Origin of the sequence: Collinsella aerofaciens (assembly GCF_018785265.1) — a bacterium.
Classification (GTDB): Bacteria; Actinomycetota; Coriobacteriia; order Coriobacteriales; family Coriobacteriaceae; genus Collinsella; species Collinsella aerofaciens_AI.
Window position 1 is genome coordinate 1 of the sequence record NZ_WQPK01000018.1, and the last position, 23589, is coordinate 23589.

At 58.6% G+C, this 23589-nt stretch carries 15 protein-coding genes and 2 rRNA genes; 13 read left to right on the forward strand and 4 right to left on the reverse strand.

The features are described from left to right. The 5 genes from GPK42_RS02940 to uvrB all read left to right on the forward strand — a co-directional run. Positions 1-131, forward strand: a 23S ribosomal RNA gene (locus GPK42_RS02940); the annotation flags it as partial. A gap of 145 nt (positions 132-276) precedes the next feature. Next, a 5S ribosomal RNA gene (rrf, locus tag GPK42_RS02945) occupies positions 277-392 on the forward strand. A 193-nt stretch (positions 393-585) separates the two neighbouring features. Continuing rightward, positions 586-1209, forward strand: a complete 624-nt coding sequence (coaE, locus tag GPK42_RS02950; RefSeq protein WP_215693422.1) for a dephospho-CoA kinase — start codon at positions 586-588, stop codon at positions 1207-1209. A gap of 10 nt (positions 1210-1219) precedes the next feature. Then, complete coding sequence (locus GPK42_RS02955) at positions 1220-1801, forward strand: lytic transglycosylase domain-containing protein (protein ID WP_215693423.1); 582 nt, start codon at positions 1220-1222, stop codon at positions 1799-1801. Between the two features lie 51 nt (positions 1802-1852). Next, positions 1853-4093 (forward strand): excinuclease ABC subunit UvrB, encoded by a 2241-nt coding sequence (gene uvrB, locus GPK42_RS02960; RefSeq protein ID WP_215693427.1) that lies wholly within the window; start codon positions 1853-1855, stop codon positions 4091-4093. 65 nt (positions 4094-4158) lie between these two features. Here uvrB and GPK42_RS02965 read toward each other — a convergent pair whose 3' ends face one another. From GPK42_RS02965 to GPK42_RS02980, 4 genes are all read right to left on the reverse strand, one after another. Continuing rightward, positions 4159-5799, reverse strand: coding sequence for an NAD(P)/FAD-dependent oxidoreductase (locus GPK42_RS02965; protein WP_215693429.1), 1641 nt, complete (start codon positions 5797-5799; stop codon positions 4159-4161). Between the two features lie 80 nt (positions 5800-5879). Further along, on the reverse strand, positions 5880-7151 hold the full coding sequence (locus GPK42_RS02970; protein ID WP_195544113.1) for an NAD(P)/FAD-dependent oxidoreductase: 1272 nt from the start codon (positions 7149-7151) through the stop codon (positions 5880-5882). Then, positions 7152-7982, reverse strand: coding sequence for an Mrp/NBP35 family ATP-binding protein (locus GPK42_RS02975; protein ID WP_006236172.1), 831 nt, complete (start codon positions 7980-7982; stop codon positions 7152-7154). A gap of 145 nt (positions 7983-8127) precedes the next feature. Then, positions 8128-10281, reverse strand: coding sequence for an LTA synthase family protein (locus GPK42_RS02980; protein ID WP_215693431.1), 2154 nt, complete (start codon positions 10279-10281; stop codon positions 8128-8130). 193 nt (positions 10282-10474) lie between these two features. On the opposite strand from GPK42_RS02980, the gene uvrA reads away from it, so the two are divergent. The 8 genes from uvrA (at position 10475) to GPK42_RS03020 (ending at position 23561) form a co-directional block, all read left to right on the forward strand. Next, positions 10475-13354, forward strand: coding sequence for an excinuclease ABC subunit UvrA (gene uvrA / locus GPK42_RS02985; RefSeq protein ID WP_196033316.1), 2880 nt, complete (start codon positions 10475-10477; stop codon positions 13352-13354). A gap of 132 nt (positions 13355-13486) precedes the next feature. Beyond that, positions 13487-13987 (forward strand): Cys-tRNA(Pro) deacylase, encoded by a 501-nt coding sequence (gene ybaK / locus GPK42_RS02990; RefSeq protein WP_006236166.1) that lies wholly within the window; start codon positions 13487-13489, stop codon positions 13985-13987. Positions 13988-14092: 105 nt separating this feature from the next. Continuing rightward, positions 14093-15673 (forward strand): murein biosynthesis integral membrane protein MurJ, encoded by a 1581-nt coding sequence (gene murJ / locus GPK42_RS02995; RefSeq protein WP_161144834.1) that lies wholly within the window; start codon positions 14093-14095, stop codon positions 15671-15673. 6 nt (positions 15674-15679) lie between these two features. Further along, on the forward strand, positions 15680-17620 hold the full coding sequence (gene uvrC, locus GPK42_RS03000) for an excinuclease ABC subunit UvrC (protein WP_022094869.1): 1941 nt from the start codon (positions 15680-15682) through the stop codon (positions 17618-17620). Positions 17621-17986: 366 nt separating this feature from the next. Next, complete coding sequence (locus tag GPK42_RS03005; RefSeq protein ID WP_117564876.1) at positions 17987-19600, forward strand: ABC transporter substrate-binding protein; 1614 nt, start codon at positions 17987-17989, stop codon at positions 19598-19600. A 157-nt stretch (positions 19601-19757) separates the two neighbouring features. Further along, positions 19758-20714, forward strand: a complete 957-nt coding sequence (locus GPK42_RS03010; RefSeq protein ID WP_035138896.1) for an ABC transporter permease — start codon at positions 19758-19760, stop codon at positions 20712-20714. A 3-nt stretch (positions 20715-20717) separates the two neighbouring features. After that, positions 20718-22733 carry a dipeptide/oligopeptide/nickel ABC transporter permease/ATP-binding protein gene (locus GPK42_RS03015; protein WP_035138893.1) on the forward strand — a complete coding sequence of 672 codons (2016 nt, stop codon included), beginning with the start codon at positions 20718-20720 and terminating at the stop codon, positions 22731-22733. Next, positions 22734-23561, forward strand: coding sequence for an ABC transporter ATP-binding protein (locus tag GPK42_RS03020; protein ID WP_117848735.1), 828 nt, complete (start codon positions 22734-22736; stop codon positions 23559-23561). Positions 23562-23589: the final 28 nt, after the last annotated feature.

A 23589-nucleotide genomic window follows, 5' to 3' on the forward strand; every position in this document is an offset into this window, starting at 1 on the left:
GGGAAGCCGTTCCAGGGATTAGTTCTCCTTCCGGTAAGGGCCCAGGTAGACTACCTGGTCGATAGACGGCAGGTGCAAGGACGGCGACGTCCTCAGCCGAGCCGCACTAATCGCCCGAGCTCTTCCGGAACCGCACCTCGCGGCCCGCGGGACATGCGCTCATGCGCGGTCCGGGCACGAGGATGCCCCCGAGTCACCTCCCCTATGCGCCATGCGGCCCCCAGGGCACGTGTAGAGTGAGACCCAGGACACCGTAACGGTGGGCGCCGCCCACCGGTCAGCGGCCAGAGCATGGGGGGCACGCCCGGTCCCGTTCCGAACCCGGAAGCTAAGCCCCATCGCGCCGAGAGTACTGCGGGGTCAGCCCGTGGGAGGCCAGGGCGCCGCTGACCGGTGGACGGCACTGAGCCGTCATCCGAAACTGGAGAAGGGGGAGGCCTCGCGGCCTCCCCCTTTTTTGCGTTGTATACACGTTGTACTTTGGGACCTAGTTCCCCCGTATGCGCTCTTACTGTTTGGCTGTATTTTGAGTCCTTCTAGTGTATTTGAGCGATAATTACTCGCATTGGCGTTAGGGAGGGCTTGATGTTTACCGTATTTGTCTTGGGCAATATTGCTTCGGGTAAGTCGACTGCCTGCCGCTATTTCGAATCTCGTGGCGCTATGCTAATCGATCTGGATGAGCTTGCAAAATCGCTGTATGTGCCGGGCTCTGATATCGTCAATACTCTCGCGGATGAATTCGGTTGGGACATTTTGGATGAGGAAGGCGGCATTCGCCGCAGCATCCTCGCTTCTCGAGCTTTCGCTTCTCCTGATTCGGTCGCACGGCTCAATGGCATCGTGCATCCCGTTCTGATTGAACAGCTTTCGCTTAGGATTCTCGATCCGGTTTGTTGTACGGTTTCATCTCCCCGTTATCCCTTTGCGGTGGTCGAGGTTTCTGCTCCGACTGGTTTTGAGGATGCATTTGGCTTGGCTGATGAAATTCTGGTCATCAGCGCCCCTTTGTCAGTTCGTCGCGAGCGCGCTATTCAACGTGGCATGGAGCCATCTGATTTCGATGCCCGTTCTGCTTGTCAGCCCGATGAGTCTGCGCTGTGCAATCTCGCTACAACGGTGATTGACAATGCGGCAGGCGATAATTCGCTCTTTGAGCAGCTTGACTCATGGCTTGCATGCCATGGGTTTATAGACGCTGCGGATTAGGAGGAGGCCGATGCCTAAGGCACGTTTCTTTATGTGGTATCGCGTGGCGCCACTTGCCGTTGTGTTCGTCTTCGGCCTTATTTCGCTCGTCTACTCGTGTGCTCCTGCTGCTTTCTTTAAGCCGCTGTATCCGATTGACTACGAAGCGTATGTAAAGCAATCCAGTATTTCGCATAATCTGGATCCGTATCTGGTGTGCGCTGTCATTAAGTCGGAATCGAATTGGGATCCCGAGGCCGAGTCGAATCAAGGTGCTCAGGGATTGATGCAGCTGATGCCCGAGACTGCCCAGGATATGATCGCCAAGGGCCTTGTTGACGGTGGCGAGTATTCGGCCGACAACCTTAACGATCCGGCTACGAATATCGAGTTTGGCTGTGCGTATCTTTCGTATCTTCTAGCGTATTTTAACGGGTCGACTGACAGTGCCATTGCCGCCTATAACGCCGGCATGGGCAATGTCGACGGATGGGCGCAGCAGGGTACGTCGCTTCATAATGCAATCACCTTTCCCGAGACGCAGGCGTATCTGATTCGTGTCAATAATGCCTGGGCTCGCTACAAGACCCTCTATCCCGATCGGTTCGTATAGGACTATGCCTGCCGCCTGCGTATACTGCAGATATATGAGTTAGGAGTATCCATGGCGGAATTTGAAGTAGAACGCGTTGGTGGTGAACTTAAGCGCTTTGGCGTTGAAGGCTCTGACGTGCCGTTTAAGGTCGTGTCTCCCTATGACCCTGCAGGCTCTCAGCCTAAAGCCATTGAGTCGCTTGTGCAGGGTGTGAGGGACGGAGACCGCTATCAGGTTTTGCTGGGCGTGACTGGTTCGGGCAAGACCTTCACGATGGCAAAGACTATTGAGGCCCTGGGAAAGCCGACGCTGGTCATGGCTCCGAATAAAACGCTCGCCGCTCAGCTTGCGAGCGAGCTCAAAGAGTTCTTTCCCAACAACGCTGTGGTCTACTTCGTCTCGTACTACGACTACTATCAGCCCGAGGCGTATGTGCCGCAAAGCGATACATATATCGAGAAAGACTCCTCGATTAACGAAGAGGTTGAGATGCTGCGACATCAGGCGACCGCATCGCTGCTCTCTCGACGCGATGTGATCGTTGTCGCATCGGTCTCGTGTATCTATGGCATTGGCTCTCCTGAGGACTATGCGGGTCTGGCTCCAAACGTCGACAAGAAGGTGCCGCTCGAGCGCGATGACTTTATCCATGCACTTATCGACATTCAATATGATCGCAATGACTATGACCTGGCACGCGGCACGTTCCGCGTGCGCGGCGATGTTGTCGACGTGTATCCGCCTTATGCCGAGCATCCGTTGCGGTTTGAGTTCTTTGGCGACGAGGTCGAGCTGATTGCCGAGATCGATGAGGTCACCGGTGAGATGCTTCGTGAGTACGAGGCAATCCCCGTATGGCCGGCATCGCACTACGTGACCGAGAAGCCGAAGGTCAAGGCGGCTCTGAAATCGATCAGCGAAGAGTGCGAGAAGCGCGTGGCGGAGCTCAAGGCGACCGACAAGTTGCTCGAGGCGCAGCGTCTGCAGCAGCGCACCGATTATGATCTTGAGATGCTCGAGACGATGGGCTTTTGCAACGGCATCGAGAACTACTCGCGTCATCTGGACGGTCGCAAGCCGGGTGAGCCGCCGTTTACCCTAATCGATTACTTTCCCAAGGATATGCTCTGCATCATCGATGAGAGCCATGTGACGGTGCCGCAGATTCGCGGCATGCACGAAGGTGACCGCTCGCGTAAGGTGACGCTGGTGGAACACGGTTTTCGCCTGCCCTCGGCGCTCGATAACCGCCCGCTTCGTTTCGATGAGTTTGAGGCAAGGATACCCCAGTTTATCTATGTTTCGGCCACGCCGGGCGATTACGAGCTGCGGGTGAGCCAGAACGACGTTGAGCAGATTATTCGTCCGACCGGTCTGCTCGATCCCAAGATCGATGTGCGTCCGGTTCGCGGTCAGATTGACGATCTTGAGGACGAGATTCGCGAGCGCGTTGCCCGCAAGGAGCGCGTGCTGGTGACCACGTTGACCAAGCGCATGGCCGAGGACCTGACCGACCATCTGCTTGATGCGGGCATTAAGGTCAATTACATGCATTCTGATACGGCGACAATGGACCGTGTCGAGATCCTGCGAACGCTGCGCGAGGGCAAGATCGATGTCCTTGTTGGCATCAACCTGCTTCGCGAGGGCTTGGATCTCCCCGAGGTCTCACTGGTGGCAATTCTCGATGCCGATAAGGAAGGCTTCTTGCGCAACCGCCGTTCGCTGATTCAGACGATTGGCCGCGCGGCCCGTAACGCCGATGGCGAAGTCATCATGTATGCGGACGTTGTGACCGATTCGATGAAAGAGGCCATCGAGGAGACGCAGCGCCGTCGCGAGATTCAGATGGCATATAACGAAGAGCATGGCATCGTGCCCAAGACGGTGCGCAAGGCCATCAACGACATCTCAAGTTTTATTGCCGAGGCCGAAAAAACCGTGGGTTCCAAGGGACGCTCGAAGGGCGACTCTCTTGGCCATGGCGCATTCTATACGCCCGATGAGTCGGGCGAGGGCGGCGTGCCGGAAACGGTGGCGCCCGAGCAGACACTTGCGGAGCAGTTGGAAGAACTGCCGCATGACGAGCTTGTGCGGATTGTCGAATCCATGGAAGAGGATATGCGTAACGCTTCTGCCGCCATGGACTTTGAGGAGGCGGCGCGCCTGCGCGATGCCGTCGTTCAGATTCGGGCGATGCTCGAGGGCGCGTCTGAGGACGAGACGATCGAGCGCTTACGTTCACAGGCCCGCAAGGGTTCCACGTTCGCATCGGGCAGAAAACGCCAGGGTGCACGGTTTAAGAAATAGCGAACAGGCCCCGAGTTCTCTGTGGAGCTCGGGGCCTATGTCTTTTGCGCGCTGGAATTTGTGCGTTAGAGGTCTGCGATCAGGGCTTCAGCACAACGGATGCCGTCGGTGGCCGCGCTCATGATGCCGCCGGCATATCCAGCTCCCTCACCACAAGGGTAGAGGCCCGGGGTCGACACGGCATGGCACGTTCGGTCTCGGGTAACAGTGACCGGTGAGCTCGAACGAGTCTCCACGCCGGTAAGAACGGCATCGGGACGGTCGTAGCCTCGTAGCTTTTTTCCGAGTAGGGGAAGTCCCAGGCGGAGCGACTCGACGATATGCTGCGGTAGGGCTTCGTCAATTGCCGTCCAGGTCACACCGAGCGGATAGGTGGGCTTTACCTTTCCGGGCGCCTTGCTGGCGCGTCCTGCGAGGAAATCTCCGACGAGTTGTGCCGGTGCGTTCCAGTTGGAACCGCCCAGGCGATAGGCGGCCGCCTCGCAGGCACGCTGGAGCTCGATGCCGGCGAGCGGGTCATCGTTGGGAAGGTCCTCAGGCGTGACGTTAACGAGCAGGGCGGCATTTGCGTTGCGTCCGTCGCGGGCATTGAGACTGGCCCCGTTGACGCACAGATGGCACGGTTCTGAAGAGGCGGCAACAACCTGTCCGCCGGGGCACATGCAAAACGAGAACACGCTGCGGCCGTTGGGAAGATGGGCAACAAGTTTGTAGGGGGCCGCCCCGAGCGCTGGATGTCCCGCCGAGGCTCCATATTGGGCTCTGTCGATGTCGCGTTGCGGATGCTCGATGCGAACGCCCATGGCAAAGGTCTTTTGTGCGAGGGCCACGTTGTGGTCCTTAAGGAGCTCAAAAATATCGCGAGCAGAATGCCCGCAGGCGAGGATGAGGTGCTTTGTCTCGATTGGCTCGTAAGCGGCGTCTTGGGACGATTGGACATCAATACCGGTGATGGCGCCAGACGCGTCGATGCGAATGTCGACGAGCTTCGTTCGATAACGGACGACACCTCCGAGCTGCTCGATGCGCTGGGATATAGCGGTGACAACCTTGGGAAGGATGTCGGAGCCAATGTGCGGCTTGGCATCCCACAGAATATCGCGGGGCGCACCCGCCTCGACGAAGGTTTCGAGGATAAGGCGATGGGCGGGATTTTTTGTTCCCGTATTGAGCTTGCCGTCCGAGAAGGTCCCCGCGCCGCCCAGACCAAACTGAATATTGCTCTCGGGGTCGAGGATGCGCTCCTTTAGAAAGAGGTCGATCGCCTGCGAGCGGCGAAATGCCGGGTCGCCGCGCTCGATAAGCAAGGGCTTAAGACCTGCTTTGGCGAGCGTGAGCGCAGCGAAAAGGCCGGCGCATCCGGCGCCGACAACGACAGGGCGTTCTTGAGGTGCGTCGGAGACGGGGGAGGGGAATGAAGGCTCATCGTCTTCTATCGCGCGTACGCGCGAGCGGTCACGCTCGGCAACGCTGTCGACCGCTTCTCGCTCGAGGTGGGGACTAGTCAGCTCAACACGAAAGCTCAGGATAAAATGGACGTCTCGTTTTTTGCGAGCGTCGATTGACTTGCGGTGGAGTTCGATGGACTTGATCTCGGAGTCCTTGCAACGTAGGATGCGCTTGGCGACTCGCTTGCCAACAATGAGGCAGGTATTTTCATCGCCGGCTTCATCGAGCGACACGTTGACTTGGGTGATTTCGATCATCGAGGTCTCCTTAGAGGCAAGAAAGAGGCCGTCCGGTATCCCAGACGGCCCGAATGCGTTTTTGATTATAGACTGCGCGGCTACAGGCTGCTTGCAGCGCGAATGCCCGAGAGCCAGGCCCACGCAAGGTTAAAGCCTCCGCAATCGGCGTCGATGTCGAGCGCTTCGCCGCAGACGTAAAGCGGGGCGTCGACAGCGCTGCTCGCGCGTAGACTGGGTGTTGAGATGCTCTCGACAGATACGCCACCACGCGTGACCTGCGCCGAGCGCTCCTCGGCTGTTCCCTCGACGAGCAACTTAAAGTGCTTGAGGATCGAGACCAGGTGGATGACATCGTTGGAGCCTGGATGGCACTGCTCGAACGCCGTGCAGACGACGCGGGAGAGTTGCGGGGCGAGCATGCCGTCGAGCCAACGGGGATCGCGGGGCGAAAAGCCGCCGAGCAGCTCAACGCGCCGGTTGAGCATATCGAGCAGCTCGTCTTTGGAGAGGTCGGGGAAAACGTCGAGCAGGATCGTATCGCCGTGCTGGATACGACGGGAGAGGTTGAAGACAGCGACGCCCGAGATACCGAAGGTTCGAAACAGGACTTCACCGTCTTCGTGCCAGAGCTCATTATGATTGCGGGCGAGCGTCAAGCGGGCGCGGACGCGCAGGCCATCCAACGTCTTGATTGCCGCCCGATCGCCGACGACCGTTGCCGATACGGGGCAGAGGATGGGGCGCAGCGAAGTGAGGGGGAGGCGAAACGTATCGGCGATACCAGTGGGGTTGCCACCCGTGGCGATAATTACGGCATGTGCCTGCAGGGCCTCGTTCTTGCGAGGGACATCGGCGAGCGCTTTCCGAAGCGAGCGGAGCTCCGATTTTCGGTCGTCGCGCTTTTTTGCCTTGAGTGCCCGCGCTGGACGGTCTATTTGGAGTGTCCAGCCTTCGGAAGCTTTGCGCGCCGTGGCAATATTGGCTCCGCAGATTAAGGTGATACCTAGGCGGTCGCAAACGTTGAGAAGCGCGTCGCGCACCGATTCGGCGCGAAGGGAGCGCGGGTACAGTCGGCCTTCCTCGGAGGTTGTCATGATGCCCAGCGAGGAGAAGAAACCCATAAGCTCTTGTTCGGGTTGGGGGCCCATGACAGATTCGACGAATGCGGGGTGGTTATACCGCTGAGGATCAATCGATTCGTTGGAGAGGTTGCAGCGGCCGTTACCGGTCGCAAGGAGCTTAAGGCCGCAGGCGACATCGCGCTCAACGATGCAGACGCTTTTGCCAGCACGTGCGGCCGTAATGGCGGCGGCGAGGCCTGAAGCCCCGCCGCCGATTACCAGGACGTCATAGAAGGCGCTCGTGTTCACTTAGGCCTCGTCGGTCTCGTGCGGGGTAATAGCCTCGACGGCAGAGACTGCCTTGGGCAACATGCCATCGGGCAGCGCGGTCTCAACCTCGCCCTTATCGCAGGCCTCGGCGAGTGCCGGATTAATGGGAAGCGTGCCCAAGATGTCGAGGTTATAGCGCTCTGCGACCTCGGGGAGCTTGCTCTTGCCAAAGACCTCGATCTTCTTGCCGCAGTCGGGGCACTCAATATAGCTCATGTTCTCGACGATGCCCAGAATGGGGACGTTCATCTTCTCGGCCATGTTGACCGCCTTGGCGACAATCATCGAGACCAGATCCTGCGGGCTCGTGACGATGACGATGCCGTCGACGGGCAGTGACTGGAAGACGGTGAGCGCGACGTCGCCTGTTCCCGGAGGCATGTCGACCAGCAGGTAGTCGATGGGGCCCCACGAGGTCTCGCTCCAGAACTGCCTGATGGCGCCTGCGATGACCGGACCGCGCCAAAGGACGGGGTCGGTCTCGTTTTGGAGCAGAAGGTTGGAGCTCATGACCTTGACGCCGTGCTCGGAGATTTCAGGCAGCATGAGGTTGCCAAGGGCATGGACGTGGCGTCCGCTCATACCGAACATCTTGGGGATAGAGGGACCGGTGATGTCGGCATCGAGGACGCCGACCTTGTGGCCGTGACGGGCAAGCTCGGTGGCGATGGCACCGGTGACAAACGACTTGCCGACACCGCCCTTGCCGGAAAGCACGGCGATGACGCGTTTGACCTCGGACAGCGTATTCTCCTCAAATTGCGACGGCGACGTTTGTCCGCCGGCGGCCTGTGCGTGCTCGCAACCCATGTATGACTCCTTTGTATATGTTGGGGCCGGGGCCCCGTGATGTGACACGAGCGTCATTGTACCCTCGTTTGCGAGCGGGAGTCATTTACGATGCATTTGGGCCGAGCGTGCTTGCAATACGATGGGTCCAAGCGAATGGGCGGGCTTACTGAACTTTGCTGGCGAACTCGAGGTATTGCATGCGCTGCAGCTTGTTGATCGTCGAGGCGTATGGGCTGTCTTCAGATTCCAAGTCGTAGCGCAGCCCGTCGGTACCGAGGTAGCCGGCGACATTGATGGTGGGCACATCTGACCTTGTTGCAAGCAGAGCCTTTTGATAGTCGGTGAGCGGGGCGCCGATCTTATTAAGGGTAATGGCTGCAACCTCGTTTGCCCCGACGGTGTCGTAGACGTTGAGCTCGGTATTGCCGGCGATTTCATAGTTAGCCCAGACAAAATATGTCGACTGATAGATACGGAAAGCGTGGCTTGCCGTATCTTCCTGAGGGTACAGCTCGTCGTTGAGAGTCGTTGCGGCGCTCGGCTGATGGTCGCCAAAAAAGACAAGGACAACCGGTCTGCCGATATTGCGGAGCTCGTTGATAAAGTACTCGAGGTCCCGGTCGGATGCGTTGATGCAGGTAAGATAGGTGTTGAGCGCGCTATTGGCACCCTCGCTGGCTCCCTCGACCCAATAGTTTGTAAGCTCCTCGGCGGGAACGGTGCCATAGTCGTAGCCGCCATGATTTTGCATCGTGACGTCAAAGATGAACTGCGGGGCTTCGTCGGTTCTAAGCAGGTCGAGTATCTTGTCGTAGGTGGCGTAGTCGCATACGCCGGCATGGTAACAGGGCGCACCTTCGAAATCGCCGATTGAAAGAAAGTCTCCAAAGCCCAGCTGCTGATAGATTTTATCTCGATGGTAGTTGACGGGGTTTTGCGGGTGCATAGCGGTAGCGGTATACCCAAGCTCCTTAAGGTCCTTTGCCAGGCTGTCGACGCCATTCATCTGATATAGCTGATAGGGGATTTTGCCTAATCCGACAAAGGCCGTTGTCGCTCCGGTCAAAAATTCGAATTCGGAGTTCGCCGTTCCGCCACCGGCGACCGAAGCGAGCATGGTGCCGCGAACAAGTGTGTCGGGAAGCGAGTTGTAGAATGCGGGGCCGGTGTACCCGGCCGCCTGGAGCTGCTCAAAGCACGAAAGGTCGCTAAAACTCTCATTCATGACGGCAACAATCGTCGGCTTGATTTCATTGAACTGGGCAACGGCCGCCGCGCGCTGCTCGCTCGAGCCATACGTGCTGTCGTAGGTGGCGGCGAGCTCCTGCTCGATGCTCTGCGCCTCATCGGGCGTATAGTCTTCGGGCTTCTCAATGGGCAACTCGTTGACCATTTCGGTGAACGAAGTGATAAAACCCTGAGACGCATATGTGGTGATGGGCTGCCAACGGTCAAATCCAAAATTCAGCGCCTGCTCCAAGTCGATGCTGGAAAAGCCCGAGAGCCCCACAACGGTCACTAACAGAAAAGCACAGAGGTTAGCGGCGATTGCGGGGAAGACATGGGTGGGCGTACGGAGCTTTCGCGGACGGATAAGCGAAAGAAGCCCCAGGGAAATCTCCAGCAGGGCGAGAGAGGTTACGATTCCGGCGGTAAAGGTAAACTCGTATCCCTCGCTCACCTCCATTGCGGTGCCAAGGGTCAAGATATCGCTTGGCAGGATGGCTTCGCCTTTAAACGTTATGACGAAGTGCTCGGCAATGCCAAGGATGCAGCAGGCGACGGGCACGAGGGCCATGACGCCTCCATGACGCTGTCCCAGCAAATAAAGGGAGAGCAGAACCGTCGCGAGCAGCCCGACGGAAAACCCGAATGAGTTGGCGGGAATGCGATAGAACGTTTCGTTGCAGGCAATTTCGAGTGAAACGAACGAGAGCGCTGAAACAGCGGCGATGACAAGGATGTCACGGCAAATACAGGCAACCGTTCCCGTCGCAAGATCGGTTTGGTCGATAAGTCCCGAAACCAAGGGCTCGACAAGAAGTATGACGGCGGCAGCACCGAGCGCCGAATAAGAAAGGACCCATAGGGAACTGTCCTCATTTACGAGCAATTGATTCGTAATCCATGCAGCTACCATGCCGAGCGGGATGAGGAGCGTCGCGCACCAAAAGACGCGGGCAATGGGTGGCTTTTCATTGTGTTTGATTGAAAAATACACGCGCACGACGACGGTGGCCACGATAAGGATGGCGATGAATATGGGCAGATTGGCCATGTCACTCGAAGTGATTTCAAGGGGGATATCTTCGGTCATGGACGTTCCTCTGTTACGGCAAATTAAGTTCAGTATTAGATTACTGTAACCTTTCCACGGCATTTCGAGAAACAAAGCGCCCGATACGCAAAGCTAAAGGTCTGCGAATCTTGTATTACGAACATCTGTGCGCGTCGAGTGCGCTAAACTCATCGACAGTATGATTCGATGCAATAGGAGGCAAGGAGCTTCCATGTCTGATTCTTCTATCGTTATTCGCGGCGCTCGTGAGCACAACCTCCGTGATATCGATGTTTCCATTCCGCGTGACCAACTCGTGGTCATTACCGGTCTTTCTGGCTCGGGCAAGAGTTCGCTGGCATTTGACACTATCTATGCCGAGGGCCAGCGTCGATACGTTGAGAGCCTTTCGAGCTATGCGCGCCAGTTCTTGGGCCAGATGGACAAACCCGACTTGGATTCAATCGACGGCCTTTCGCCGGCGGTGTCGATTGACCAAAAGACGACGTCTAAAAACCCTCGCTCGACGGTTGGCACCGTAACCGAGATTTATGACTATCTGCGCCTGCTGTTCGCCCGTGTGGGCACCCCGCACTGCCCCGAATGCGGCCGCGTCATTGAGCGTCAGACGACCGACCAGGTTGCCGACAAGGTCTTGGCGGCGGGGGAGGGCCGCCGCGCGTTTGTGCTGGCACCGGTGGTGCGCGGGCGAAAAGGCGAGTACACCAAACTGTTTGAGGACCTTCGCGCCGAGGGCTTTAGCCGCGTGCGTGTCGACGGTGAAGTGCGCTCGCTCGACGATCCGATCGATCTGGACAAGAAGTTCAAGCACGATATCGAGGTCGTGGTCGACCGCATCGTGATTCGGGAAAACTCTCTGGGCCGCATCGCCGAGTCTGTTGAACAGGCGACTGCCTTGGCGCACGGCAATGTAAACGTGTACATGCTGCCCGATCGCGATGCTCCCGAGGGGACCGAGGGCGAACTGCTGGAGTATTCGTTGGCCTTGGCGTGCCCGGAGCATGGACACTCCATTGACGATCTTCAGCCGCGTGATTTTTCGTTCAACGCTCCCTATGGCGCATGTCCTGAGTGCGACGGCCTGGGCTTTAAGAAAACCGTTGATGCCGAGGCGCTGATTGAGGACCCCTCGAAGTCCATTGCCGACGGAGTCTTTGGTAGCCTGTTTGGCAATTCGAACTACTATCCGCAGATTTTTGCTGCGGTCTGCAAACACTTTAAGGTGAGCGCCGATACGCCGTGGGAGGACTTGCCCCCTCGCGTGCGTCGTGCATTCTTGGATGGCCTGGGCGATACGAAGATCTCGGTCGACTACCAAAAGCTCGACGGACGTCGTAGCCAGTGGGATACAAAGTTTTCGGGCGTTCGCAACATCCTGTACGAACGCTATGCCGAGACGACGAACGAGAACACCAAGGCGCGCCTGGAGAAGTACATTCGCGAGGAACCGTGCTCGAGCTGCCACGGCGCTCGTTTGCGCCCTGAGATGCTCGCCGTCACCGTGGGCGGCAAGTCCATTTACGAGGTTTGTTGCCTGTCGTGCCGTGAGTCGCTCGAGTTTTTTGAGGGCTTGGAACTTACCGAGCGTCAACGGTTTATCGGCGGCCGTATCGTCAAGGAAATCCTGGAGCGCTTGCGTTTTCTGGTCGATGTTGGACTCGACTATCTGACGCTCGATCGTGCTTCGGCGACGCTTTCCGGTGGCGAGGCACAGCGTATTCGACTGGCAACGCAGATCGGCGCGGGTCTCATGGGCGTGCTCTATATTCTGGATGAGCCCTCGATCGGTCTTCATCAGCGTGACAACGAGCGCCTGATCAAGACGCTCGAGCGCCTGCGCGATATCGGCAATACCGTTATCGTCGTCGAACACGACGAGGATACAATCCGTGCCGCCGACTACGTGATCGACATGGGGCCCGGCGCCGGCGTCAACGGCGGACACGTAGTCGCGGCGGGAACGCCTGCCGATATCATGGCGTGTCCTGAGTCGATGACGGGCGCTTATCTGACCGGCAAACGAATGATCCGGGTGCCTGATGAACGGCGCAAACCCGGTCGCGGCTGCCTTAAAATTACGGGCGCTCGAGCCAACAACCTCAAAAACGTTACTGCCAAGATCGAGTTTGGTACGCTTACGGTTGTTACCGGCGTGTCGGGATCGGGCAAGAGCTCCCTAGTTACCGACACCATTGCGCCTGCCCTTACGAATGCCATTCACCGCTCGACGCGCCCTGTGGGTCCGTATAAGAAAATCGAGGGCATCGAGTGTATCGATAAGGTTATCGATATCGACCAGTCGCCGATTGGCCGCACGCCGCGTTCCAACCCTGCTACCTATATCGGCCTGTGGGATGATCTTCGCGCACTGTTTGCGAGTACGCCGGAGTCGAAGGCGCGCGGCTACTCGCCAGGTCGTTTCTCCTTTAATGTGAGTGGCGGGCGCTGTGAGGCGTGCAAGGGCGACGGACAGATCAAGATCGAGATGCACTTCCTTCCCGATATCTACGTTCCCTGCGAAGTTTGCGGCGGTAAACGCTACAACCGCGAGACACTCGAGGTCACCTATCGTGGCAAGACCATCTCGGACGTGCTCGACATGAGCGTTACCGAGGCGCTGGCCTTCTTTGGGAATATCCCGCAGATTAAGCGCAAGCTCCAGACGCTGTACGATGTAGGCTTGGGCTACGTGAGCCTGGGCCAGCCCGCCACGACGCTTTCGGGCGGCGAGGCGCAGCGTGTAAAGCTCGCCAAGGAGCTTCATCGACGCCAGACGGGCAAGACGTTCTATATTTTGGACGAGCCGACGACCGGCCTTCATTTTGAGGACGTCCGCCAGCTGCTCGATGTACTGCAGCGCTTGGTCGATGCGGGCAACACGGTGCTGGTGATTGAACACAACCTTGATGTCATCAAGGTTGCCGACCGCCTGATCGATATGGGTCCCGAGGGCGGTAACGGCGGCGGAACCGTCGTGGTTTCGGGTACACCGGAGCAGGTTGCGGACTGTCCGCAGAGTTATACGGGCAAGTTTTTGGCGCCGTTGCTCAGGCGTGACCGGGAGCGCCAGGCTCAACTTGATGCTCAATAAATAGGCGATTCAGTTTATGGGCGCCATCGACTCCTTGTGATTCGATGGCGCTTGCTGTGCCGAAGTGACGTATGCAGCCGAATTGGACATATACTTAATCCTTACGTCCGAATGCGAGGGAAAGGATATGTCATGGCAAAGGCTGTAAAGACGCCAAAAACCAATGCGATGCGCGAGCTGGAAAGCGCCGGCATTTCCTATGTTCTACATACGTACGAAGACGATGGCGATGAGTCGGTGGGCCTGGGGGTCGCGATTTCGGAGCAGCTTGGCGAGGAGCCCGGTCAAGGATTTAAGACTTTGGTCTGTGTGACACCGTCCAACGACTATGTCGTGTGCTGCATCCCTGTTGCCGACGAGCTCGATCTAAAGTCCGCCGCGCGTGCCGCGGGGGAGAAGTCCTTGGCCATGATGCATGTGAAGGATTTGCTTGCGGCGACTGGCTACGTTCGCGGCGGCTGCAGCCCGGTCGGTATGAAAAAACGCTACCGGACGCTCATTGATGAGACATGTGTCCTTTGGGATACCATTTTTATTTCGGGAGGCAAGCGTGGTTATCAGCTCGAGCTTGCACCCGATGATTTAATTGCATTTTGCGGGGCGACGGTTGCCGCGATTACGAGAGAGGACTGAGCGATGCCGCAGGAAGAATTGAAGCGCGGAGCTCATTTTGCAAAAGAATCTGCGCCTCAGACACCCTCATCCGAAGCTTCTTCGTCGCGAGATGACACTGACGACATGGGCTCGTCGGACTACTCCACGGTTGGTCGTTCCGCCGGGCTTATGACCATCCTGACTATCGTGTCTCGCGTCACCGGTTTTATCCGCACGTGGGCAATGGCGGCCGCTATCGGCATGTCGCTACTCTCGTCCTCCTATCAGGTCGCCAACAACCTGCCCAATATGCTCTACGAACTCGTGATGGGCGGCATGCTCGTGACGGCGTTTTTGCCCGTGTACATGGGCGTGAGGCGTGAGCAGGGTCGCGAGGCCTCAAACGAGTACGTGGGCAACCTGCTCGGCATTCTGCTTTTGGTGCTGGGTGGCATTTCGTTGCTGGGGACCGTGTTCGCCCCGGGCTTTATCTGGACGCAATCGTTCCTTTCGGGTGACGGCGGCAGCATGGATACCGCTGCGTTCATGTTTCGTTTCTTTGCCATCCAGATTCTGTTTTATGGTTTGGGCTCGGTGTTCTCGGGCGTTCTCAACGCACACCGCGACTACTTCTGGTCGACGTTTGCTCCGGTCCTCAACAATGTGATCGTCATTGCGAGCTTTATGGGTTTTGCGCCCGTGTCCGCACAGTTTGGCGAACGTGCCGGCATCATCTTGATTGCGGCCGGTACGACCCTCGGTGTCTTTGTTCAGATGGCATGTCAGATCCCCGCGCTTGGCAAGCACGGCGTGCATCCCCATATCCATATCGACTTTAAGGACCCCGCACTGCGGCAGACGATTGCGCTCGGTATCCCGACGCTGCTCGCCACGGTGTGCATGTTTGTCTCGACTTCTATCACCAACGCTGCCGCGCTGGTGGTCCAGCCCGAGACTGGTCCTTCCGTCATCGCCTATGCGCGCCTGTGGTACACGCTGCCCTACGCGCTGATTGCCGCCTCGCTTTCGACGGCGCTCTATACCGAGCTCTCTCACGACGCGCAGGAGAAGGATTACGACAGCGTTCGCACGGGCATTTCGCGTGGCGTCGCCCAGATGCTGTTCTTCCTGATTCCGTTCGCGCTGTACCTGATTGTCTTCGCGCGTCCGCTCAACATGATCTACTGTGCTGGCAAGTTCGATGAATCCGGCGTGACGCTGGTGTCCGAGTACCTTGTCTACCTGGCGCTCTCGCTGCCGCTCTACGGCGTGGTCGTGTTGATGCAGAAGAGCTTCTCTGCCTTGCTCGACATGAAGCCCTATAGTCGCTATTGCCTGTATTCTGCCATCGGCCAGGCCGGCTCGGTTCTGCTGTTTGGCGTTGTGCTGGGCTTCGGCATGCCGGCAATCGCGCTTTCGTATGTCGTCGACTACGTGATCTTGGTCGGTTGTTCGCTGTGGTGGCTGCGTCGTCGTCTGCGTGGCCTTCAGGTCAAATCTATCCTACATGGCGGTTTCTTTGGCCTTTTGCTTGGTGGCCTGGGTGCTGCCGCAGGCGCCGGCGTCATGTGGGCGCTTGAGCACTTTGTCGGGGCGCTTGGCGGTTCGATTCTGATTACTCTTGGCTATGTTTGCGTTGCGGGTGTCGTCTCGCTTGCTGTTACCTTTGGCCTTGCCGTCGTCCTTAAGATGCCCGAGGTCTCGGCGCTGCTTCGTCGCAAGTAGGTGCGCGTGGCCGGTCACGACAACATTCCAACGCTTGCCGAGCAGGTTTCGCGCGTTCCCACACAGCCCGGATGCTACCTTTGGAAGGATGCCAAGGGCGATGTCATCTACGTGGGCAAGGCGAAAAACCTACGCGCCCGCATGCGTCAATACGTGACACTGCAGGATGAGCGTCAAAAGATTCCGCTGATGATGCAGCTGGTGGCGAGCTTTGACTATATCGTGGTGGAGACCGAGCATGAGGCGTTGGTGCTCGAGCGCAATTTGATTGGTCAGTACCATCCGTACTTTAACGTCGACCTCAAGGATGACAAGAGCTACCCCTTTATCGCCATTACAAAGGGCGACCTGTATCCCGCTATCAAATATACGCGTGAGCGTCATAAGCCGGGAACGCGCTATTTTGGACCCTATACCGATAGCCGTGCGGCACGTGAGACGATAGATACGCTGCGCAAGGTTATTCCCATCTGCTCCGCATCCTGTGCGGAGTGGCGTCGTTGTCGCCGTATCGTTGAGTCCCACAAGGGCGAGGAAGACATCGTCAATATGATTTGCGCGCAAAACGGGCGTCCCTGCTTTGACTACCATGTCGGGCGCGGCCCGGGTGCGTGTGTCGGCGCGATTTCCCCGGCAGACTATGCCAAGAACGTCAAGCGTGTCGAGCGCTTTTTGTCGGGCCATCGCAAGGATGTCGTCGATGAGCTGACCTCCGAGATGACGGATGCCGCCGAGGCGCTCGACTTTGAGCGCGCGGCACGCGTCAAACGTCGTTTGGAGGTCATCAGGGGTCTGGACGATCGTCAGCAAGTCGTTTTTCCCTCCAGTGTCGATATCGATGTCATCGGGTTCTATCGCGAGGAGACCATCTCCGCCGCTTGCGTCTTCGTCGTTCGCGAGGGCCGAACAGTTCGCACCTGCGAGTTCATTCTCGACAAGGGTCTTGATGTTGACGAGGAAGAGCTCCAGTCGGGCTTTCTTAAGCGCTATTACGACGAGACGGCTGATATTCCAGCTGAGGTCAACCTTTCCGTCGAGCTTGAGGATGCGGAGGCGCTGGGGGAATGGCTTGCGGGCAAGCGCGAGCGTTCCTGCCATCTCCATAGGCCGCAGCGTGGCGAAAAGCACCGTTTGCTCGATATGGCATCCAAAAATGCGCGCCATGCCCTCATGCGCTACATGATGCGAACGGGGTACGCTGACGACCGCACCAATCAGGCGCTCCTGGAGCTCGAAAGCGCGCTGGCGCTGCCAGCGCCGCCGATGCGTATCGAGTGCTTCGATATCTCGACGCTGCACGGAACCTTTACCGTCGCCTCGATGGTGGTGTTTACCAACGGACGCGCCGACAAGAGCCAGTACCGTCGTTTTAAAATTCAGGCCGAATTGGACGAGGCAAACGACTTCGTGTCGATGTCCGAGGTTTTGGGACGACGCTATGCTCCCGAGCGCATGGCCGACGAGCGCTTTGGATCGCGCCCCGATTTGCTCGTTGTCGATGGCGGTAAGCCGCAATTGACCGCTGCGATCAAGCAACTTGAGGCTCTTGGGCTCGATATACCAGTTTGTGGCTTGGCAAAGGCCGATGAGGAGGTTTTCGTGCCTTGGGACGAGACTCCAGTCGTGCTTCCGACCGGGTCCGCGTCGCTCTATCTAATCAAACAGGTGCGCGATGAATCGCACCGTTTTGCCATCACGTTCCATCGCGAATTGCGCGATAAAGCCATGACGGTTTCGGTACTCGATGACGTTCCAGGCGTGGGACCCACCAGAAAACGTGCCCTTATGCGCCATTTTGGCTCGATGAAGCGTTTGCGCGCGGCGAGCGAGCAAGAGATCGCGGAAGTTCGAGGCGTTCCGGCCGATGTCGCCAAAGCGGTCCACGAGGCACTTGTTGCATGGAATGCCGAACGCGCCCAGGCATCGGCCAACCGTTCCGAAAACTAAACGTGCTTCTAAACAACTGATATACATGATTGGCCGATTTTCAACCATTTATTTCGCCATGATTGCCTGCTGGTTTCGGGTTTTATTAACGCTAAAACGTTTGACTAACCCAAGCGAAAACCCTGCTATCCTGCGGGTTGACGAAGACTGATATCTCACCTCGCCGATACATACTGTCTGGCGAATCGTTTGTCAACGAATTCGGTGAACGGTAGTAAATACCGTTCAAGCGTATGTATGTATCGGTCGCCGAGCGCGGCACCTCAGTTGGGTTCGTCGGTAGGTAAGGTATATATCGTCCGCAAGTTGCGCGGGGGCAAGTCTAGATGCTCCCGAGTAAGATTCTCTATTGAGATAGGAGAAGACATGGCCATCATCAACAAGGGTATGTCCAGGCGTTCGTTCCTCGGCCTCACCGGCAGCGTCGCTGCTGTCGCAGGGCTTGGTCTCACCGGCTGCGGTGGCAGCTCTAACGACGAGGGTTCCGCTTCCGGTTCCACCGATTCCGCTAACCGTGGCGGCGGCGTGATCACCGCTGGTTCCGCTTACGCTCCGTCCAGCTTCGATCCCGCCAGCACCGGCTCCGCTGTGGGCCTGGGTGCTAACTGGCACGTCGTCGAGGGCCTCTACGGCATCGATTACCACGACTACAGCACCTTCAACGAGCTCGCCACCGACGATCCTAAGTCCGTGGACGACACCACTTTCGAGGTCACCATCCGCAAGGGCGCCAAGTTCTCCGATGGCACCGAGGTCACCGCTGACGATGTCGTTGCCTCCTACACCGCTTGCGCCGCTTCCGCTACCTATGCTCCGTTCTTCCAGCCCTTCGAGTCCATCGAGGCCAAGGACGCCAGCACCGTGACGGTCAAGACCAAGGTCCCCAACTTCTCCCTGCTCAAGGATCGTCTGGCCATCGTCCGCGTTACCCCGGCCACTCAGACCGAGGAGGATCGCGCCAAGCAGCCGATCGGCTCCGGCCCCTGGATGTACGACTCTATCTCCGATACCGAGATTACCCTGGTTCCCAATCCTGAGTACAACGGTGAGTATGCTGCCGAGGATAAGAAGATCCAGTACAGCATCCTGACCGACCCCACCGCTCGCGTTACCGCTCAGCAGGAGGGCTCCACGCTCGTTATGGAGCTCGTTACCGCTGACGCCGTCGACCAGCTTGAGAGCGCCGGCTGCAAGATCGATAACGTTCAGGGTTTCGGCACCCGCTTCATCATGTTCAACGTCGCCAAGGAGCCTTGGAACAACGTCAAGGTCCGTCAGGCTGTCATGTATGCGCTCGACACCGAGAAGATGGTCAGCAACACCTTCGCCGGCCTTGCCACCGCTGCCAGCTGCTACCTGCCCAAGAGCTTCACCAACTATCATGAGGCTTCCACGGTGTACAAGACCGACGCCAAGAAGGCTAAGAAGCTCATCGAGGAGTCTGGCATCACCCCGGGTGCCATCACCCTGCGCACCACCGACAACGAGCAGATTAAGGGCATGGCCGCCCAGGTCAAGAACGACCTCGACGCTCTCGGCTTCGATGTGACCATCCAGACCGATACCTCGCCGGCCACCTACGCTGCCATCGACGGCGGCGAGGCCTACGATATCCTCCTTGCCCCTGGCGATCCTTCCTGCTTCGGCGCCGACCCCGACCTGCTGCTCAACTGGTGGTACGGCGACAACGTCTGGATGCAGACCCGTTGCCCGTGGAAGGAGTCCGCTGAGTGGCAGAAGCTCCACAGTCTCATGGACGAGGCTCTTGCCGCCGAGGGCGACGAGCAGCAGAAGAAGTGGAACGAGTGCTTCGACATCATTGCCGACAACGCCGTTCTGTACCCCGTTGTCCACGTCAAGACCGTCTCCGCTTCCTGGGACGATCCGTCCACTGCGCCCAACGGCGAGGCCCTCGATGGCTTCAAGGGCATCGGCACGACGAGCATGTCCTTCAGGGGCGTTGCGACCGTCAAGGCGTAAGACTCGCTTGAGTCTGTATGCAGGATGTCGGTCATTGGGGCCGTATCCTCATAGTTGAAACAAAGACCCGGGCGGCAACGATGTCGCTCGGGTCTTGTAATGAGTACCCGTACTCATATACCAGTTGGTCCTACCGACAAAAGAAAGGGGAGAGAACGTGAACAACTTGCTACGTTTGATTGGAAGGCGTCTTGTGGCGCTGCCGATCATGGCATTGGGCGTCACCGTCCTGGTGTTCTTCCTTATGTCGTTCTCCAAGACCGACCCCGCCTACACGGCGTTGGGTGACGGTGCCTCGCCCGAGGCGGTTGCCGAGTACCATGAGAAGTATGGTCTGGACGACCCCTGGCCCGTGCGCTACGTGCGCTATATGGGCGATTTGATCCATGGCGACATGGGCACCTATGGTGCTGCTCGCAACTCCGTTGCCAAGCGCATCTCCACGGCCCTGCCCGTCACGATGCAGCTGACCTTTATCGGTCTTGCCATCGGTGCGGTCGTTTCGTTTTTGCTCGGCGTCATCGCGGCACTGTATCGCGACAAATGGCCGGACCAAGTGATCCGCGTCTTTTCCATCGCCGGCTTGGCAACCCCGTCGTTCTGGCTTGCCGTTCTGTTGATCCTGCTGTTCTCTTCCTACCTTAAGGTGCTCCCGGCATCGGGTGCTCTGCCTCACTTCACCACGAATCCGGTTGGCTATCTTGGACGTATGATCATGCCCGCTATCGCCTTGGCATTTCCGCTGACGGGCCAGATGACTCGTATCGTGCGTACCGCCATGGTCGAGGAGCTCGACAAGGATTATGTCCGTATGGCTCGCGGCGCCGGCGTTCCCGAGAAGGTCGTCGTCGGCATCAACGTTCTTCGCAATGCGCTGATCACCCCGGTCACCACCCTCGGTCTTAAGATCGGTTACCTCATGGGCGGCGCCGTCGTCATCGAGGTTATCTTCAACCTCCCCGGCATGGGCACTGCGATTCTGCAGGGCGTTCAGGGCAACGAGGCGAACCTGGTTCAGGGCGTCGTTATCGTCGTTGCTCTCGCCTTCATCATCATCAACATCGTGGTTGACATGCTCTACCTGCTCATCAACCCGCGCATCAGGACGGTGTAGATTATGGTAAAGATTCGAGAGAAGCAAACCGAGCAGCTCGAGAAGGCTGCCTCCAAGGGGCTCAAGCTCGGTGGCTGGAAGAAGATGACGTTGTCTTCTAAGATTGCCGCCGTCGTGCTGGTGCTGGTCGCCCTGACTGCGATTCTGGCGCCCCTTCTTGCCCCCTATAGCCCGGTCGAGATCTTTACGGCTCGCCAGGCTCCCGGCAACGGATTTATCTTCGGTACCGACGATAAGGGTCGCGACATTCTGTCGCGTATGCTCTACGGTGGTCGTTACTCGCTGATTATCGGCTTTGGCGCCACCGCCATGGCTCTGGTCTGCGGCTCGGTCGTGGGCGCCCTTGCAGCGGTTTCGCGCAAGGCCGTCTCCGAGACGATCATGCGTATCCTGGACATCATCATGTCCATCCCGGGCATCGCCCTCGCGGCCGTCTTTGTCTCCATCCTGGGCAACTCCGTGCCGTCGATCATCTTCGCCATCGGCTTTATGTACACTCCGCAGATTGCCCGTATCGTGCGCGCCAACATCGTGTCCGAGTACGGCGAGGACTATGTCCGCGCGGTCATCGTTTCCGGCGCCAAGGCTCCGTGGATTTTGATCAAGCATGTTCTGCGTAACTGCATCGCCCCGATCATGGTCTTCACCGTTACCCTGGTCGCCGACGCCATCATCTTCGAGGCCTCGCTGACCTTCATCGGCGCTGGTATCCAGGAGCCCACCGCTACCTGGGGCAACATCCTCGCCGACGCCCGCGGCGGCGTGCTCGCCGGCCGTTGGTGGCAGGCACTGTTCCCGGGCCTGGCCATCATGATCACCTGCCTGGCGCTCAACATCCTCTCCGAGGGCATTACCGACGCCATGGCCGCTGCTCCCTCCGCCGCCCTGGATCCCACCGATTCCTCCAAGCGTCGCGAGGCCGACCTGCTGGTCTCCGACCCCGTTCGAGCCTACAAGGAGCAGGCCCAGTCCCTCTCCGCTCGCCTTGGCGCCCTGCGCGATGTCGAGCTCAAGCGTGACGATCGCCATGTGCCCGACGAGTCTGTTGAACCGATTCTCTCGGTCCGTGACTTCTGCATCCAGTTTGAGCATCACGGTGATATCAACGTCGTCGACCATGTCAACTTTGACGTCCGTCCTGGTCAGACCATGGGCCTGGTGGGCGAGTCCGGTTGCGGTAAGTCCATCACCACGCTGGCCATCATGGGCCTGACCGACGATGACGAGCACCTTTCCGGCGAGGTCCTCTGGGAGGGCCGTGACCTGCTCAAGATGAGCAAGAAGGAGTGGTTCGGCCTGCGCGGTACCGATATCGCTATGGTCTATCAGGACGCCCTGTCCTCGCTCAACCCCTCCATGCTCATCTCTGCCCAGATGAAGCAGCTCACCAAGCGCGGCGGAACCCGCAGCGCCGAGGAGCTCCTGGAGCTCGTCGGCCTCGATCCCAAGCGCACGCTCGAGAGCTATCCGCACGAGCTTTCCGGCGGCCAGCGTCAGCGTGTCCTGATCGCTATGGCCCTTACCCGCGACCCCAAGCTGGTCATCTGCGACGAACCCACGACCGCTCTGGACGTTACCGTCCAGAAGCAGGTCATCAAGCTGCTCAACGATCTTCAGGCCAAGCTCGGCTTTGCCATGATCTTCGTTTCGCACGACCTGGCGCTGGTCGCCGAGGTCGCCCACAACATCACGGTTATGTACGCTGGCCAGGTTATCGAGCAGGCACCCACCAAGGAGCTGCTCACTAACCCGATCCACGAGTACACCCGCGGTCTTCTGGGTTCCGTTCTGTCCATCGAGAGCGGTTCGGGCCGCCTGCACCAGGTGCCCGGCGCCGTTCCGAGTCCGCGCGATTTCCCCAAGGGCGATCGCTTCGCGCCCCGCTCGAGCCATCCGCGTATTGGCCTGGACACCCGTCCGGTCTTCAAGCGCGTGCCCGGCACCGAGCACTTCTATTCCGAGCTCCCCGACGAGGTGCTCAAGGCAAATGGTTTGACCCCTCACGCGGAGGTGATGTAGATGAGCGAGACCGCAGTCAACGGCGTCGAGCCGATCATCTTCCTTGATGACGTCCACGTCACCTTTAGGACCCGTACCGGCTCGATTCTGCACCCCAACCTGGTTCACGCCGTCCAGGGTGTAACGATTAAGCTCATGCCCGGTCAGACGATCGGCATCGTCGGCGAGTCCGGTTGCGGTAAGTCCACCACCGCCAACGTCATGTGCGGCCTGCAGGCCCCCACGAGCGGCAAGGTCTACTTTAAGGGCAAGGACGTTACCAAACGTACCGCCGAGGACCGTCGCCACATGGGTCGCGTCATCTCGGTCGTGTTTCAAAACCCGGCCACGGCGCTCAACCCCCGCATGGTCGTTCGCGAGCAACTGCTCGACCCCATGCGCGTCCACAACCTGGGTACCGAGGCCGAGCAGGAGAAGCGCGTCAAGGAACTCTTGGAGCTCACCGGTCTGCCCAGCTCCGCTGCCGAGGTTCTTCCCGGCCAGCTTTCGGGTGGTCAGCGCCAGCGCGTCGCAATTGCCCGTGCCCTGTCGCTGAACCCCGATGCCATCATCGCCGACGAGCCCACCTCGGCTCTGGACGTTTCGGTCCGCGCGCAGATTCTGAACCTGCTGACCGACCTTAAGAAGGAGCTCGGCCTGGCCATGGTGTTCATCAGCCATGACATCCAGACGGTCCGCTATATCTCTGACGACATCATCGTTATGAATGGCGGCAGGATCGTCGAGCAGGGCGAGGCCAAGCAGGTCTTCCAGCACCCCCAGGACCCCTACACCAAGATGCTGCTCGGCGCTGCGCCGTCGCTGCTGCATCCCAAGCTCGGCGAGTAGCCTCGCTTTCCCTCCCGTGCGCCCGGTT

What these genes read in the sequence shown, in the direction of transcription:
- murJ (WP_161144834.1), top strand. Translation starts at nt 14,093, where the DNA reads ATGGGCTCGTCGGACTACTCCACGGTTGGTCGTTCCGCCGGGCTTATG.
- GPK42_RS03015 (WP_035138893.1), top strand. Translation starts at nt 20,718, where the DNA reads ATGGTAAAGATTCGAGAGAAGCAAACCGAGCAGCTCGAGAAGGCTGCC.
- GPK42_RS03005 (WP_117564876.1), top strand. Translation starts at nt 17,987, where the DNA reads ATGGCCATCATCAACAAGGGTATGTCCAGGCGTTCGTTCCTCGGCCTC.
- GPK42_RS03020 (WP_117848735.1), top strand. Translation starts at nt 22,734, where the DNA reads ATGAGCGAGACCGCAGTCAACGGCGTCGAGCCGATCATCTTCCTTGAT.
- coaE (WP_215693422.1), top strand. Translation starts at nt 586, where the DNA reads ATGTTTACCGTATTTGTCTTGGGCAATATTGCTTCGGGTAAGTCGACT.
- GPK42_RS02955 (WP_215693423.1), top strand. Translation starts at nt 1,220, where the DNA reads ATGCCTAAGGCACGTTTCTTTATGTGGTATCGCGTGGCGCCACTTGCC.
- ybaK (WP_006236166.1), top strand. Translation starts at nt 13,487, where the DNA reads ATGGCAAAGGCTGTAAAGACGCCAAAAACCAATGCGATGCGCGAGCTG.
- GPK42_RS02965 (WP_215693429.1), bottom strand. Translation starts at nt 5,799, where the DNA reads ATGATCGAAATCACCCAAGTCAACGTGTCGCTCGATGAAGCCGGCGAT.
- GPK42_RS02975 (WP_006236172.1), bottom strand. Translation starts at nt 7,982, where the DNA reads ATGGGTTGCGAGCACGCACAGGCCGCCGGCGGACAAACGTCGCCGTCG.
- GPK42_RS02980 (WP_215693431.1), bottom strand. Translation starts at nt 10,281, where the DNA reads ATGACCGAAGATATCCCCCTTGAAATCACTTCGAGTGACATGGCCAAT.
- uvrB (WP_215693427.1), top strand. Translation starts at nt 1,853, where the DNA reads ATGGCGGAATTTGAAGTAGAACGCGTTGGTGGTGAACTTAAGCGCTTT.
- uvrA (WP_196033316.1), top strand. Translation starts at nt 10,475, where the DNA reads ATGTCTGATTCTTCTATCGTTATTCGCGGCGCTCGTGAGCACAACCTC.